This window comes from Dialister hominis, from assembly GCF_007164725.1.
Taxonomy (GTDB): domain Bacteria; phylum Bacillota; class Negativicutes; order Veillonellales; family Dialisteraceae; genus Dialister; species Dialister hominis.
In genome coordinates, this window is record NZ_AP019697.1 from 1,540,009 (window position 1) to 1,553,639 (window position 13,631).

General features: G+C 51.3%; 14 protein-coding genes. 2 read left to right on the forward strand and 12 right to left on the reverse strand.

Annotation, left to right across the window (positions count from 1 at the left end; genetic code table 11):
* Positions 1 to 196: 196 nt before the first annotated feature.
* From argH to Dia5BBH33_RS07160, 3 genes are all read right to left on the reverse strand, one after another.
* A complete protein-coding gene (argH, locus tag Dia5BBH33_RS07150; RefSeq protein ID WP_143332641.1) occupies positions 197 to 1,624 on the reverse strand; it encodes an argininosuccinate lyase in 1,428 nt (475 codons plus the stop codon).
* Positions 1,621 to 2,865, reverse strand: coding sequence for an argininosuccinate synthase (locus tag Dia5BBH33_RS07155; protein ID WP_370797057.1), 1,245 nt, complete (start codon positions 2,863 to 2,865; stop codon positions 1,621 to 1,623). The genes argH and Dia5BBH33_RS07155 overlap by 4 nt, the downstream gene beginning before the upstream one ends.
* A 332-nt stretch (positions 2,866 to 3,197) precedes the next feature.
* Positions 3,198 to 3,875: a class I SAM-dependent methyltransferase gene (locus Dia5BBH33_RS07160; protein ID WP_157952100.1), complete on the reverse strand. Its 678-nt coding sequence runs from the start codon at positions 3,873 to 3,875 to the stop codon at positions 3,198 to 3,200.
* Positions 3,876 to 4,618: 743 nt separating this feature from the next.
* On the opposite strand from Dia5BBH33_RS07160, the gene Dia5BBH33_RS07165 reads away from it, so the two are divergent.
* Complete coding sequence (locus Dia5BBH33_RS07165; RefSeq protein WP_143332642.1) at positions 4,619 to 5,539, forward strand: hypothetical protein; 921 nt, start codon at positions 4,619 to 4,621, stop codon at positions 5,537 to 5,539.
* Complete coding sequence (locus Dia5BBH33_RS07170; protein WP_143332643.1) at positions 5,536 to 7,056, forward strand: sensor domain-containing diguanylate cyclase; 1,521 nt, start codon at positions 5,536 to 5,538, stop codon at positions 7,054 to 7,056. Before Dia5BBH33_RS07165 ends, Dia5BBH33_RS07170 begins: the two co-directional genes overlap by 4 nt.
* 213 nt (positions 7,057 to 7,269) lie before the next feature.
* Here Dia5BBH33_RS07170 and speE read toward each other — a convergent pair whose 3' ends face one another.
* The 9 genes from speE to Dia5BBH33_RS11295 all read right to left on the reverse strand — a co-directional run bounded on the left by speE (position 7,270) and on the right by Dia5BBH33_RS11295 (position 13,622).
* A complete protein-coding gene (gene speE / locus Dia5BBH33_RS07175) occupies positions 7,270 to 8,127 on the reverse strand; it encodes a polyamine aminopropyltransferase (protein ID WP_022382327.1) in 858 nt (285 codons plus the stop codon).
* A gap of 4 nt (positions 8,128 to 8,131) precedes the next feature.
* Positions 8,132 to 8,860 (reverse strand): DivIVA domain-containing protein, encoded by a 729-nt coding sequence (locus Dia5BBH33_RS07180; RefSeq protein WP_108850744.1) that lies wholly within the window; start codon positions 8,858 to 8,860, stop codon positions 8,132 to 8,134.
* A 109-nt stretch (positions 8,861 to 8,969) separates the two neighbouring features.
* Positions 8,970 to 9,761, reverse strand: a complete 792-nt coding sequence (locus Dia5BBH33_RS07185; protein ID WP_022382329.1) for a YlmH family RNA-binding protein — start codon at positions 9,759 to 9,761, stop codon at positions 8,970 to 8,972.
* A gap of 57 nt (positions 9,762 to 9,818) precedes the next feature.
* Positions 9,819 to 10,613, reverse strand: coding sequence for a pyrroline-5-carboxylate reductase (gene proC, locus Dia5BBH33_RS07190; RefSeq protein ID WP_108850743.1), 795 nt, complete (start codon positions 10,611 to 10,613; stop codon positions 9,819 to 9,821).
* Positions 10,610 to 11,032: a cell division protein SepF gene (gene sepF / locus Dia5BBH33_RS07195; RefSeq protein WP_022382331.1), complete on the reverse strand. Its 423-nt coding sequence runs from the start codon at positions 11,030 to 11,032 to the stop codon at positions 10,610 to 10,612. Before sepF ends, proC begins: the two co-directional genes overlap by 4 nt.
* Positions 11,032 to 11,541: a cell division protein SepF gene (locus Dia5BBH33_RS07200; protein ID WP_022382332.1), complete on the reverse strand. Its 510-nt coding sequence runs from the start codon at positions 11,539 to 11,541 to the stop codon at positions 11,032 to 11,034. The genes sepF and Dia5BBH33_RS07200 overlap by 1 nt, the downstream gene beginning before the upstream one ends.
* 14 nt (positions 11,542 to 11,555) lie before the next feature.
* Positions 11,556 to 12,242 carry a YggS family pyridoxal phosphate-dependent enzyme gene (locus tag Dia5BBH33_RS07205; RefSeq protein ID WP_108850742.1) on the reverse strand — a complete coding sequence of 229 codons (687 nt, stop codon included), beginning with the start codon at positions 12,240 to 12,242 and terminating at the stop codon, positions 11,556 to 11,558.
* A gap of 366 nt (positions 12,243 to 12,608) precedes the next feature.
* A complete protein-coding gene (locus tag Dia5BBH33_RS07210; protein ID WP_332835638.1) occupies positions 12,609 to 13,448 on the reverse strand; it encodes an ABC transporter substrate-binding protein in 840 nt (279 codons plus the stop codon).
* Positions 13,449 to 13,463: 15 nt separating this feature from the next.
* On the reverse strand, positions 13,464 to 13,622 hold the full coding sequence (locus Dia5BBH33_RS11295) for a hypothetical protein (protein ID WP_231939292.1): 159 nt from the start codon (positions 13,620 to 13,622) through the stop codon (positions 13,464 to 13,466).
* Positions 13,623 to 13,631: the final 9 nt, after the last annotated feature.

Here is a 13,631-nt window from a genome sequence, read left to right on the forward strand (position 1 = left end):
AATCACTGAAAATCTTAAAATGCCGATGGAGCCCGATAAATACGGGTTCCATCGGCATTAAAACCAACACGAAATGTCCTATAAGCCTCAGTATGCATGACCCCGGAATCCGCATAAAAGCAGAAAAGGCTCCCCTCTTCGGAGAGCCTTTCCCGTGTGAAATTGTCTATACTAGGCGGAATGCCGTGGTTTCGTCTTAGTCCAGGAAAGCCATTTCTTCCTTCCAGGATGCGGAGGCTTCCTTCATCTTGGCGATGGTTTCGGAGGCATGGGCTTCCTGTCTTTCGATGGACTTGCGTCCGGTGCCGCCGTAGCTTTCACGGAGGTTGACGCAGTTTTCGATTTTCAGTGCTTCCAGGATATCTTCCTCAAAGAGAGGGCTCATGGATTTGAATTCGTCCATGGTGAGATCCAGGAGGTACTTATGGTGTTCGATGCAGTAATGGACGGCGCTGCCGACGACAGCATGGGCCTGGCGGAAAGGAAGTCCTTTCTTGGCAAGGTAGTCTGCCATGTCGGTGGCATTCGAGAAGTCGTGTTCAAGGGCTTCGCGTGTCTTGTCGCCATTGACGGTCATGGTGGAAATCATGCCGGCATAGATGTCGAGGGCAAAGTAGAGCGTGTCGATGGCATCAAATACGCCTTCCTTGTCTTCCTGCATGTCCTTGTCATAGGCAAGCGGCAGGCCCTTCATGACAGTGAGAAGGCCGATGAGATGCCCGTAGACACGGCCTGTCTTTCCGCGGATGAGTTCGCACATGTCCGGATTTTTCTTCTGGGGCATGATGGAGCTTCCTGTGGAATAGCCGTCGTCGAGTTCGATGAACTGGAATTCGCTGGTGCTCCAGTAAATGAATTCTTCGGACAGGCGGGACAGGTGCATGGCGCAGATGGATGCGAAGGACAGGAACTGCAGGAGGTAGTCTCTGTCAGAGACGGCATCCAGGCTGTTTCCATAGACGGAGGAGAAATGGAGGTCCTCTGCTTCTTCGAGCGAATTGGTGTCATAGGTTGTACCCGCCAGAGCGCATGCTCCGATCGGGGACATGTCGCAGGCTTCGTAGCAGTCTTCGAGGCGTTTGAAGTCTCTTTCGAGCATGGCAAAGTATGCAAGCATGTGGTGCGCGAAGTAGACAGGCTGCGCACGCTGCATATGGGTATATCCCGGGATGATGACGTCCTTGTACTTGACGGCGGCGGAGAGGAGCGCGCTCTCGACAGCGATGAGCTTTTCAGAGAGACGGCCGATCTGGCGCTTCATGTACATATGGAGATCCAGGGCGCACTGGTCGTTTCTGGATCTTGCGGTGTGCAGGCGGGCACCGGCATCGCCGATGTCGTCCGTCAGCCGCTTTTCGATATTCATATGGATATCTTCGAGTTCGATGGAGAAGTCAAACTGTCCCTCATCGATCTGTTTCTTGATTTTCTTGAGACCCGCTGTGATTTTTTCCTGATCTTCAGCGGAGATGATGCCGTGAGCAGCCAGCATTTTCGCATGGGCGATCGATCCGGCGATATCTTCCCTGTACATCCGGCAGTCGTAGGAAATGGAGGCGTTGAAATCCAGCGCATTCTTTTCCTCGGCTTTCGTGAAGCGGCCTCCCCACATCATTTCACTCATTTTTCATTCTTCTCCTTCATCAGGGCTCTGATGGTGAGCGGAAGTCCGAAGAGGTTGATGAAGCCTTCTGCATCAGCTTGGTTGTAAACGTCGTCTTCACCAAAGGTTACGAATTCTTCGTTGTAGAGGGAGTACGGGCTTGTTGCGCCTGCGCTCATGATGTTGCCCTTGTAGAGACGGAGTTTGACAGTACCGGTGACGGTTTCAGAGGTCTTGTCGGCAAATGCCTGCAGTGCTTCACGGAGCGGTGCAAACCACATGCCGTCGTATACGAGTTCGCTGTATTTGACAGCTGCGACTTCCTTGAAGTGGAAGGTAGCGCGGTCAAGGCAGAGTCTTTCGAGTTCGGTGTGTGCGTAGAAGAGGATGGATCCGCATGGGTTTTCATAAACGCCACGGGATTTCATGCCTACGAGTCTGTTTTCAACGAGGTCATTGATACCTACGCCGTTCTTTGCGCCGATGGCATTCAGTGTGTTGACGAGTTCGACGCCGTCCATCTTCTTGCCATTGACAGCAACCGGTACGCCCGCTTCGAAGTCGATGGAAACGAATTCCGGCTTGTCAGGAGCGTCTTCCGGATCGCAGGTAACGAGGTACATATCCTTGTGAGGAGCGTTTGCCGGGTTTTCCAGATCGTCGCCTTCATGGGACAGGTGCCACATATTCCAGTCCATGGAGTACGGGTATTTCTGGGCAGCTTTTTCTTCTTCGGACTGCTTTTCATCGTACTTGTCGATCGGCACGCCATGTTCTTCAGCGTACTTCATTTCATCTTCTCTGGACTTCATGTCCCAGATTCTCCAGGGAGCGATGATCTTCATATGCGGAGCGAGTGCTTTGATGGTCAGTTCGAAACGAACCTGGTCATTGCCCTTGCCGGTAGCGCCGTGGCAGATAGCGTCAGCGCCGTATTTCTTGGCCATGTCGACGAGGCATTTGCCGATGAGCGGACGAGCGAAGGAGGTGCCCAGGAGGTACTTGCCTTCATAGATGCCGTCAGCTTTCAGTACGTTGTAAGCGTATTCTTCGATGAATTCTTTTCTAACGTCGAGGGTTTCAGCGACGGATGCACCGGATTTCAGTGCTTTTTCATGGATGGCATCGAAGTCTTCCGGCTGCCCGAGGTTTACGGTGCAGGCAATAACTTCACAGCCATAATTTTCTTTCAGCCACGGAATGATAACGGATGTATCCAGTCCGCCGGAATAAGCAAGAACTACTTTTTTAACGCCATTGATATCTGTCATAATGATGACCGCCTTTCCAAATAAGTAATAGACAATTTCTCTGGCCCTTCACGGGGGCTTTTCTGAAGATGAAATAATTATACAACGCAATGTATAATTACGCAATAGGCAAAACTGTATTTTTTTCAACTTTTTTGGAATTTTCTGCATATATTTTGGAAATGACTCGTATTTATCGAATAAAATTGCATACATATTTTGTAAATTTCCAAAATCTTCATATGCATATTATGCAGTATATTGCGCATAAACGATCATTCAGGGCAAAAAAAGAGAGCCCTGGAACGGTCTCGTCCATAGGCTCTCTTATATGACTTATTCTTTTATTCTTTCTTCTTGGATCCAGCAGCGATAGCGACGCCGATCAGCGCAAGGATGCCTGCCATGATGGCAATCTTTCCGTAGGATGCCGGTTCCTTGAGGAGGAGTCTCTTCCTGACTGCATCAAGCTTGGTCATCGGCTTTACAGCCGTAAGAGCGAGGGCTCCCAGTTTGTAATCGGTATCCAGGTCGCGGAAACCTGCATTCAGGAAAAGTTCTTCGAGTTCTTCCTGATGGAAAATTTTCATGCCCGGGATGATCTTCTCGTAGATGTCATCAAGGGGGCAGGTGCCGCCTTTGGAATTGACGGCAAGGAAAATGCCGCCCGGCTTCAGTACGCGGAGGATTTCCCTGACGCATTCGTCCGGATTCTTCCAGAAGTACATCGTTTCCGATGCCATGACGAGATCGAAGCGGTTATCTCCGAAGGGGAGAATGTCTGCCGTTCCCTCATAGACGTCGCAGCGTCCGTCCGCAATGGCTTCGCGGTTCAGTGCAAAGGACATGGATACCGCTGTCTCGGACGGGTCGATGCCTGTCACATGGCCTTTCGGTGCTGCACGGAGAAGGCGCTGGATATTCCTGCCTCCGCCGCATCCGATATCCAGGATGTCAGCATCGTCATGGATTTCCACATGGGACAGTCCCCAGCGCGACAAGGGAATTGTCATCAAATTCATACCTTTGTACATAGCTTTCACTGCTTTTTCCCTTAAACAGGGACAATTGAGTTTCGTCAGGGACTCCATCATTACCGCCTCCGTTTTATACAACAGCCTTCGAACCTTTTCTATATTATATCGCCTCTATGGGCATAGAGACAATGGTACTCTTTTGGAAATCACTCACTTTCCATTTTCTGTCTCTTTCTCCCCCCTTCTATTTCGCCAGTCTGTTACAGGACAAATAGCAGTTTTAGTATATACTCTGCATCTATATTTTCACCTGTCACTTCCCCCGCTGATTCCTCTTCAAATGGTCTAAAAACTTCTGAAAATCAGCTGCCCGGTTTTGCGAAATTCTCCTGAGATCCGCCATTTTCCTTCATTTTGCGGTACTTTCCATTTCCCTATTTTACGATCCTATCCGCTGCTTTTTCATACCATTTTACCTTTTGTAGAATATAAATTAAATATAAAAGAGTTATTAAAATAATTTTACACTTATAATGAATCATGATAAAATTAGTGTAGGTACATATGCGAAGAACGAACCGGCATCCGCAGGTCTACGGGTTCTTCGGATTCTTTACTGCAAGAAGGATCTCATATGTCTATCAATATATCTATTCCTACCATCCTGCAGGTCAGCCTGGAATTCTGGGGGGTGCATCATTTCCCTCATCATCGCTCTCCTGACGACGCATAGGATCCCTGAAAATGACAAGCCGGGAAAACGTCTCTGGCTTCTGCTCCTGACGAATGTGCTGACGATTTCATGCGACAGCATGTCCTGCCTTTACCGCGGGGATGAATCGGAGCTAGGCATCTGGATTTCACAGTCGGCCAATATTGCCGTCTATGTCCTGATGCTCGTTTTTGCTGTAGAATTCACGTACTATCTCCATGCCCGTCTGAGAGTCCGTTCTGCCGTCTGGCTCTACTTCAATGAAGCGGCGGCAGCCATCGGACTTGTGCTCCTCGGCGTGACGCAGTTCACCGGGTTCTTCTATTTCTACGACATCCACAATAACTACCTGAGAGGTCCTGGATTCCTCTGCTTCTACGGCATTCTTGTTATCATTTATGGGCACTGCCTCTACAAAATCCATCAGCGCCGTGACCGTATCATCAAGGAAGACAGGTGCTGCCTGGCAGCTGTTTTCGGCGTGCTCATCATTTCCGGCATCCTTCAGCTTGCGTTCACGTCCTTTGCTTCTATCAATATCGGCGCAACGATCGGTACCATGATCCTTTACCTCTGGCATTTCTTCAAGGTACAGGACCTTGAAAGCGACCGTGATCTGCGCTTTGCCCTGACAGAACAGAAACGGACCATCAAGGCACTCGAGGAATCGCAGTCCCAGGAACGCAGGACAAGGGAAAAGCTCGACAAGTACAAGGGTATTTTCAAGAAACAGCAGGACGACCACCAGAAGACGCTCGAAGTGCTGGACCGTTCCGAAGCCAAGGCGAAGGAAACGCAGAAAGCGCTTGAAGAAGCGCAGTATAAAGAACGCAAGACAAAGCATGCTCTCAATGAGGAGCAGGACAGCCACAAGAAAACGATCGAAGCGCTGGACCGCTCTGAATCCAGGCAGAAAGAAACGCAGCAGGCCCTCGATGAAGCGAGAAGCCAGCTGGAGGATCTCAATGCCGGCGAAAGCGGAAAGGAGAGCCTATGAAACAGCTGCAAAAGCACTTGATCATCATACTGGTCATGGGCATCATGCTCGCAGCGGCGCTGATCGGCGGCATCTCCACTTTCACCTTCCGCGAAATCAGCAGCAATGATAACCGCGCCATCATGAAGTCCATCCAGCAGACGGATATGGAAGAGCTGAATGATACGCTGCGCGTAACGGCACAGACGGTCAATGCACTGACCGCCAGCTATGCGGACATCGTCCCTGACGACCTTTCTCTCCTGAAAGATCCCGAATTCCTCTCCGCTTACGAAGACAAGACGGAAAATCTTGGCTACCATCTTCTCTCTGAGAATTTCAAGATTGCTTCCCTCTACTACCGCTTGAGCCCGGAACTCACGAATAACCCGCAGGCAGGCTACACTGTAGCACGCTCGGCAGACGGGATCAGTGTCCTCAAACTGACACCGGTCAACCTGCATAAATTCGATGAAGACGACATGAACCATGTAGGCTGGTACTACGTGCCGGTTTCCCGCAAGGAACCGACCTGGCTTCCTCCTTACTACAATACGATGATGGGCGGCCAGTGTATTTCCTATGTCCGTCCGATTTACAAGGGCGATACCCTGATCAGCATCGTCGGCGCAGATATCGACTTCGATGAATTCTGCAAGCGCATCAACAACATGACGGCTTATGAATCAGGCTTTGCCGTTCTCTTCGGCCCGAGAGGAGATCTCCTCTTTGATGGCAACCGTTCTGTCCATATCCCGCAGGAAACAATCGACAAGATCATGGACCCCGCCCGTGACAGCCTCTCCACGAGCTACACGGATCACCAGAACCGCGTCTTCGTGGAAAGCAGCCAGATCAAAAATGGCATCCGTCTGGCCATCCTCGTCCCGGAAGCGGAACTGAACTACAAGCAGGATGTCATGACGTACACGATATTCCTTCTGACGGCAGCCATTTCCGCCATCCTGATCCTCACGATGACGAGTATCCTCCGCCGCATTTTCAAGATGTCCCATACCGATACGCTGACAGGCGCCGGCAACAGTTCTTCCTATATCGAACGCATCACGGAAATCGGGGACAAGATCAACGAAGGCACCGCTATCTTCTCTGTCATGGTCTTCGACGTCAATAACCTGAAGCATGTCAATGACACGCAGGGCCATGCAGCAGGCGACCACCTCATTAGGAACGGTTACCAGCTCCTGACGGAGGAATTCCCCCGCTCGGAAATCTACCGTATCGGCGGCGATGAATTTGTCATCATCATGGAAAACAAGCTTTCCGATCTCTGCGGCGAAATGATCCGCGGATTCCGGCAGAGAATGAGAGACCACTCCGAATCTTACCGTGAGCTCCCGGGCCAGGTCGTCCTCGCAGCCGGCATGGCAAGCTATGTGCCCGGCACGGACAACAGCTACATGGATGTCTTCCAGAGAGCGGATGAGAAAATGTACAAGAACAAATCCGAATTCTATGACCATCATCCTGAAATGGAAAGACGAGGCATATCGCCGGAAGAAACGAGATGGTATTAAGGGATAAATGATTCAGATTTCATAAAAAACGCCCTTCCTTGGGGGCCGGGCCTTCCCTCCCGGTCTCCTTTATTTTGCGCGTTATCAGACTGGGAAAGGCCCCTTTAAATGAGTTTTTAGAGAAATGGAAATCATATACTGGATTGGAAAATTCCAGCAAAAAAGAGACTGCAGAAATGCTCACTGGCACTTTTACAGTCTCTTTTATATTTTTTAGAAGCTCAGGTTTCCTTTGTAGAGGAGTTCCTTGATGAAGTTTGGCAGGACGAAGCAGCTCTTCTGGATCGTTCTGTTGTAGTACTTCATCGGCTGCGGAACCGGGCGTCTTACGCCGGTACGGAGCGGATCATGCACCTTGGATGCAAGCATGAAGGAATGCATGCAGGCCGGATAGATCGGCACGTGGGAGTAGTACATCCTGACGATCGGGAATACGTCTCCCATGGCTTTGTAGACGTCATGGACGGTCTTTTGCTGCACGATCGGGGACTCTGTCTGCTGGACGATGAGTCCGTCTTCGCGGAGGGCTTCATGCGCACTCTTGTAGAATTCGCGGGTGAAAAGGCCTTCACCGGGTCCGATCGGGTCGGAGCAGTCGATGATGATGACATCATAGAAGTCCTTGACGGATTTCGCAAAGGCGATGCCGTCTCCTACATGGACGTGAAGCTTTTCCGGCGGATCAAGGAGCGCGGATGCAATGGTCGGGAAGTATTCCTTGGAGAGTTCAATGACGCGGCCGTCGATGTCGCAGAGGTCGACCTGCTTGACGCAGTCGTGACGGCAGACTTCTCTGGCTACGCCGCCGTCACCGCCGCCGATGATGAGTACTCTTTCCGGATTCGGGTGCAGCATGAGCGGCACGTGGGAGATCATCTCGTGATATGTCCATTCATCTTTGACGGATGTCTGGAAAACGCCGTCAAGGATGAGCAGACGGCCGTATTCAAGGGTATCAGCAATCTGAATCTTCTGATACGGTGTCTGTTCTTCATGGAGCATTTTTGTGATTTTCAGTGTGAGGCCAAGGTTTTCATTGGCCCATTCGGTGACGTATTGTTTCTCTTCCATAGGCTTAGTCCTTCTTTTCCTCCTTCTTTACGGTTTCAGCAGCCACGTCGAATACGTTGGCGCCTTTTTCTTCTTTTTCTTCTTCTGTATCAGCAGCAGCCTCTTCTTCCGCTTCTGCGAAAGGTTCAGCTTCTGCTGTTTCAACGGTTTCTGCTGTTTCTTCAGCGCCTTCGGCAGTTTCTTCTGTCTGGACAGGAATGTCTTCAGCCGGTGCTTCTGCTGCAGGAGCTTCCTGAGCTGCTGGTACTTCCTGCGTCTTCGGCGCAGTCTGGATCGGCTGCGGAGCCTGTGCAGCTTTGGCAGATTCGATCAGGGAGAGTGCGGATTTGAAGTTGGACAGGAGCTTTTCGATATAAAGGTTCATGTCGCCTTCTGTTTTCAGAAGGTCTGCATTCATTTTACGGCGTGCTGCTTCAGCGTCGGAAACGATCTTTCTGGCTTCATTCTGTGCTTCGCGGATGGAGAGTTCTGCTTCCTTATTCGCATTTCTCTTCACGTTTTCAGCGGTCTGCTGAGCCATGACGAGGGTGCTGGACATGGTTTCTTCCATCTTTTCATAGTTGCGGAGCTTTGTCTTGATGGCGTCCATCTCTTCTTCCATTTCACGGTGTTCGCGGTAGATTCTTTCGTAATCGCCTGCGAGTTCTTCGAGGAAGCTGTTGACTTCTTCGGAAGAGTATCCCCTGATCTGTTTGGAGAATGTCTTGTTGTGAATGTCCATCGGTGTGATCATAAAATTTCCTCCTAGTGTACGATGTGTGACGCATGCCTCTATGGCAAAGGAAATGTCGGGTTTCCCCGGCCGGCGTGCAGCAGCTTCCTGCTTCCTCTGCCGCAAAATCTTAGCGGTATCTTTCTATCAAAACCCCGATGCGGCCTTTGCGGCTTTTACCGGTGATTTCCTTGATTTCAATTCTTCCGCGTCCTCTGACGCTGATGACGTCACCCGGCTTGACTGCCTGGGAGGCGCTTTTTGCCATCTGCCAGTTGACTTCTGTCCTCTGGTCGTCGACGAGCTGGACCATCTTCGTCCTGGAAAGGCCAAAGCCTGCAGCTCCGACGGCATCGAGGCGAAGGGAGGCGACGGTAGCACGTACTTCCTTGGCTGTCTTTTCCGGCGGATGGAGTTCTTCCATCGGGACTTCTTCGACGGTAACGGTGACCATGGCGACTTTATGGAAGTTGTCGATGATCCACTGTGCCATATCTGCATCGCAGAGGATCTGGCATCCGTTTTCCTGCATGAGGATGTCGCCCAGGACGGCACGGTCGATGCCAAGGCCCATGAGGGAGCCCAGGACATCCCTGTGTCCGATGAGGCGGTACCTGCCGTCCCATTTGACGGAGAGGAGTTTGATGCCAAAGTCTACGGGGCCTTCATAGCCGCCATCGACAAAGGCTACTTTTATTCTTTCAGCTTCGTGGTAACCGCCGAAGCTTTTGGCCGTGATGGTTCCCGCATGCGCGGCAATCGTCTGTCCGACCTGTGCGGCAAAGGGACTCATAAAAGGCCCTACAGCAAAAGGACGGCCGCGGTCTACCGCATCGGCGAGATCCAGCAGGCGAATGGCCATGTCCTTTGCTTCTTCGCCTGTTGCCGTAAAGTAGCGAAGAATTTTTTCTCTATCTTTCATGTATTCCTCAATTCCCCCCAAGATACCGGGAAATTCTTCCTGTATCCAAGGGTTTCTTTATTTCCCGGACATTTCGTCTGAGCGGTCGAGGCAGGCTTTCACGCCGTCAATCAGAGCGGCCCTGATGCCTCTCTTTTCCATGGCATAGATACCGGCGATCGTCGTTCCGCCCGGGCTTGTGACCTGATCGCGGAGTTCGGCCGGATGTTTTCCTGTCTCAAGGACCATCTTGGCTGCGCCGTAGAGTGTCTGCGCTGCGGCTTCGATGGCGAGTTTTCTTGGAAGTCCGACGAGGACGCCTGCATCCGCCAGAGCGTCAATGATAACGAATGCATATCCCGGGCCTGCTCCAGAGAGCGCGCCCAGTTCGTCGAGCTGTCTTTCTGTGACGACGGCAGCCTTCCCCAGTGCGGTGAAGATTTCTTCTGTCGTCTTTACGAGTTCATCCGATGCCTTCTTCCCTGGCGCTATGGCTGTCATGCCTTCGCCGACGGAAGCCGGTGTGTTTGGCATGACGCGGACGATTTCCGCATCCGGAAGTCCTTTTTCAAGGGTTTCCAAAGCAACGGCCGCTGCGATGGAAATGACTTTCTTCGGATGATGCGGACGGAGTTCTTCCAGGACGGAAGGAACGATGTTCGGCTTGACGGCAATAAGGACAAGATCGGCCGTTTCTGCCTCCTTGAGGTCATGGCAGACCTCTGTCCCGTACTGTTTTGCCTTTGCAGCGGAAGCTTCTTCGCTGTGTTCCCTCACGCTGACTTCTTCTTTTTTCCATATGTCATGGGCAAGGCACCCGGAGAGGATCGCTCCTCCCATGGCGCCGCACCCGATAATGATAACTTTCTTCATCCCTGCGGTCCTTTCCACATCGGAATGTCCGATACGGGGATGAACGTGTCTCTTTCGACGCGCACGGTATCGGGCGTGATAATCAAAACGTTGTCGTTCAGGAGTTCGATATCACCGTGCGTCAGGTAGACGGCGCCGGCCAGGAAGTCGACGAACCGTTTCGCTGTGTCGCTGTCCACGTTGTCTCCCAGGAGCACGACGACGACGAGCCCCTTTGCAAGGGCATCAGCGGCGCGTCCGGCATCCCGGTACTCACCCGGGACCATGGTGACGATTTCCAGAGGGCGGATACTCCTGACTGGCAGCGCGCCTGCCGGTACAGGCTTATCCCTTTCCAGTTCCGGTAAATCGTCTGTATCCTCTTCCTCCATGAAGAACCCGTCTGCCAGGTTCTTCAGGCTTGAGAATAAGCCTGCCATCAGATCCGCGGAGCCTGTGCGCCCTGATTCCACTGCGGAGCTTCAGGAGCGGCCTGTGGTTCAGGCTGAGGTGTCAGGGAATCCTGGGAAACACTGACATTGCTCGGCGCGCAGAGATAGATTTTGTCGGAAATGCGGTCCAGACGGCCGTCAAGCGCATACATGACGCCCTGTACGAAGTCTACGATTCTTTCTGCTTCGTCGTCATCTGTCTTTTCGATGTTCATGACAACAGGACGCATGGCTTTCAGATGGTCAGCGATTTTTTCAGCATCTGCGTATTCCTTAGGGGAAACGACGACCATGGTATATGGTTTGGATGTCTGGCGGACCGGTACTCCTGCGCGGCCTACGCTGCTGCGTACAGCCTGAGATCTCGGCGGTACAGGAGCGGATGGATTGACAGGAGAAGCAGGCATGCCTTCTTCTTCCATGCCCTCTTCTTCATCTAATTCTTCATCATCATCGTTGTCAACAAAATTACCTTTGAACTTGTCCAGTAAACTCATAATCATTTCTCCTCTCAGTGGTATTGCCGGGCTCCGAATATAGCGGTGCCTATGCGCACCATTGTTGCCCCTTCTTCAATGGCTATTTCAAAATCGTTCGTCATGCCCATGGACAGTATCGTGATCTGTCCTTCAGGAAATTCCTTTTTCATTTCAGTCCATAGCCTGCGGCCTTCCCGGAATACGGGGCGCGTCTTTTCAGGTTCTTCATTCGGCGCCATACACATCAGGCCTTTCACGCGCACATGCGTGCACGCTTTGGCCGCCTCCACGGCGTTTTTGAATTCTTCCGGGGAGAACCCATACTTGCTCTCCTCTCCGGAAATATTGAATTCCAGAAAAACGTCTTGCACCTTTCCCGCGCTTTCCGCTTTCTTGTCGATTTCCTTCAAGATCTCTTCCGAGTCACAGGACTGGATGAGATCCGCACAGGCTACGGCTTTTTTTACTTTGTTCTTTTGCAAATGTCCCTGTAAATTCCAGACGACAGGAGCTGACAGAGACCTTCTCTTCTCTTCCATTTCCTGCACTCGGTTCTCGCCCACCTGGGTAACGCCCAGACGGATGGCTTCTTCCATATCCTCCAGCGGATGGAACTTCGTCACAGCAACAAGCGTGACTTCCTGTCCGTAGGGAGATCTCCTTTCAGCCTCCGCGATGCGGGCTCTTACCTGGGCTAATCTTTCTTCTATTTCTGACATAGCCCCGCCTTCTTTACAGAATTTTTCAGCATATCCGTCCCGTACTTTTGCAGATAGATATACTTGTAAATATTATAGCACAGATATTTTTTGAGAAAAATAGTAAAACAACATAAATATTGGCGTTTTCACATGTATTCATAATTAATTTATCTTATGAAAAAGCTCGTTTTCTTCGGTTTTTTCAAAACTATTTTCTCTTGTTCCCCACTTCTTTCTTCCGAGGCGGTCAATTTTGGGTCACAGCCTCCCCTAAACTTTGTTTCTGCCCGTTTTTCATGCATAAAAAAGGCCGGTGCCATCGGAGGCGGCCGGCCTTTTCTTTTCGTTTGAATCTGTTTGATTCCTGTATGCCTTTTTATTTCTTTAGGATATCCCTATTTCAGACAAGTTTTGCCTTAGCTTTAAGAGCGTCAGGAATCTGAATTCCAAGGGTCTCTGCATCCTTCTTATTTTATTGATGACAGTGTCATATTCCTTCTGGTGGCGGATCGGTGCATCTGCCGGCTTCACTTTGCCGTCGAGGATGTCGGCAGCCAGTTCGCCTGTCTCAAGGCCGAGCTTGTAGTAATCCACGGAAAGAGCGGCAAGGGCTCCGTCTTTGGCCATGATGTCAGCACCGGCAATGACCGGAATCTTGCGGGCATCCTTCACTTTGACAAGGGCAGGGATGGCAGAGGCGATCGTATTGTCAGTCGGCGTGTAGATGAGATCGACCTGGCCGGCAAGGGATTCAGCGGTCTGCTGAATGTCGTTCACGTTATTGACGGTCTTTTCGACGACATTAAGGCCATTTGCTTTGCAGTAGTCCTTCACCATGTTTGCCTGGATTTCACTGTTCACTTCGCTGGAGCAGTAGATGAGCCCGATGTTCTTAGCATTCGGGACGAGCTCTCTGGCAAGATCCATCTGTGCATCGATTGATGCGAGGTCGCTGACGCCCGTCACGTTTCCGCCTGGCTTTTCATCGCTCTTGACGAGCTTGGCCGAGGTGTAGTCGGTAATGGCCGTCCTTACGATCGGGATGTCCTTGATCTCATTGGCAGCCGCCTGCGCAGCCGGGGTCGCAATGGCGCAGATCAGATTCGGCTTCGAGTCCTTGAAATGGGAAACGATGGTCTTCAGATTGGACTGGTCGCCCTGCGCGTTCTGCTGATCGACGACGATCTTGTCAGGGCCGTAGCCGCGTTTGGCAAGGCCGTCGATGAAGCCCTTATTGGCCTAATCCAGCGAGCCGTGCTGGACAATCTGGACGACGCCGATCTTGATCTTTCCTGCGTCAGAGCCTGCGCTCTTTGGCGCCTGCCCGCCGCATCCTCCGTATATGAGTGCTGAAGCCGTTAGAACTGCGGCAATGCCTGCTTTCATCCATTTTTTCATGATGCTTCT

Excerpts from the sequence above, each read along its gene's own strand:
- argH (WP_143332641.1), bottom strand. The coding sequence starts at position 1,624 with ATGAGTGAAATGATGTGGGGAGGCCGCTTCACGAAAGCCGAGGAAAAG.
- Dia5BBH33_RS07160 (WP_157952100.1), bottom strand. The coding sequence starts at position 3,875 with ATGAATTTGATGACAATTCCCTTGTCGCGCTGGGGACTGTCCCATGTG.
- Dia5BBH33_RS07170 (WP_143332643.1), top strand. The coding sequence starts at position 5,536 with ATGAAACAGCTGCAAAAGCACTTGATCATCATACTGGTCATGGGCATC.
- speE (WP_022382327.1), bottom strand. The coding sequence starts at position 8,127 with ATGGAAGAGAAACAATACGTCACCGAATGGGCCAATGAAAACCTTGGC.
- Dia5BBH33_RS07180 (WP_108850744.1), bottom strand. The coding sequence starts at position 8,860 with ATGATCACACCGATGGACATTCACAACAAGACATTCTCCAAACAGATC.
- Dia5BBH33_RS07185 (WP_022382329.1), bottom strand. The coding sequence starts at position 9,761 with ATGAAAGATAGAGAAAAAATTCTTCGCTACTTTACGGCAACAGGCGAA.
- proC (WP_108850743.1), bottom strand. The coding sequence starts at position 10,613 with ATGAAGAAAGTTATCATTATCGGGTGCGGCGCCATGGGAGGAGCGATC.
- sepF (WP_022382331.1), bottom strand. The coding sequence starts at position 11,032 with ATGGCAGGCTTATTCTCAAGCCTGAAGAACCTGGCAGACGGGTTCTTC.
- Dia5BBH33_RS07200 (WP_022382332.1), bottom strand. The coding sequence starts at position 11,541 with ATGAGTTTACTGGACAAGTTCAAAGGTAATTTTGTTGACAACGATGAT.
- Dia5BBH33_RS07205 (WP_108850742.1), bottom strand. The coding sequence starts at position 12,242 with ATGTCAGAAATAGAAGAAAGATTAGCCCAGGTAAGAGCCCGCATCGCG.
- Dia5BBH33_RS11295 (WP_231939292.1), bottom strand. The coding sequence starts at position 13,622 with ATGAAAAAATGGATGAAAGCAGGCATTGCCGCAGTTCTAACGGCTTCA.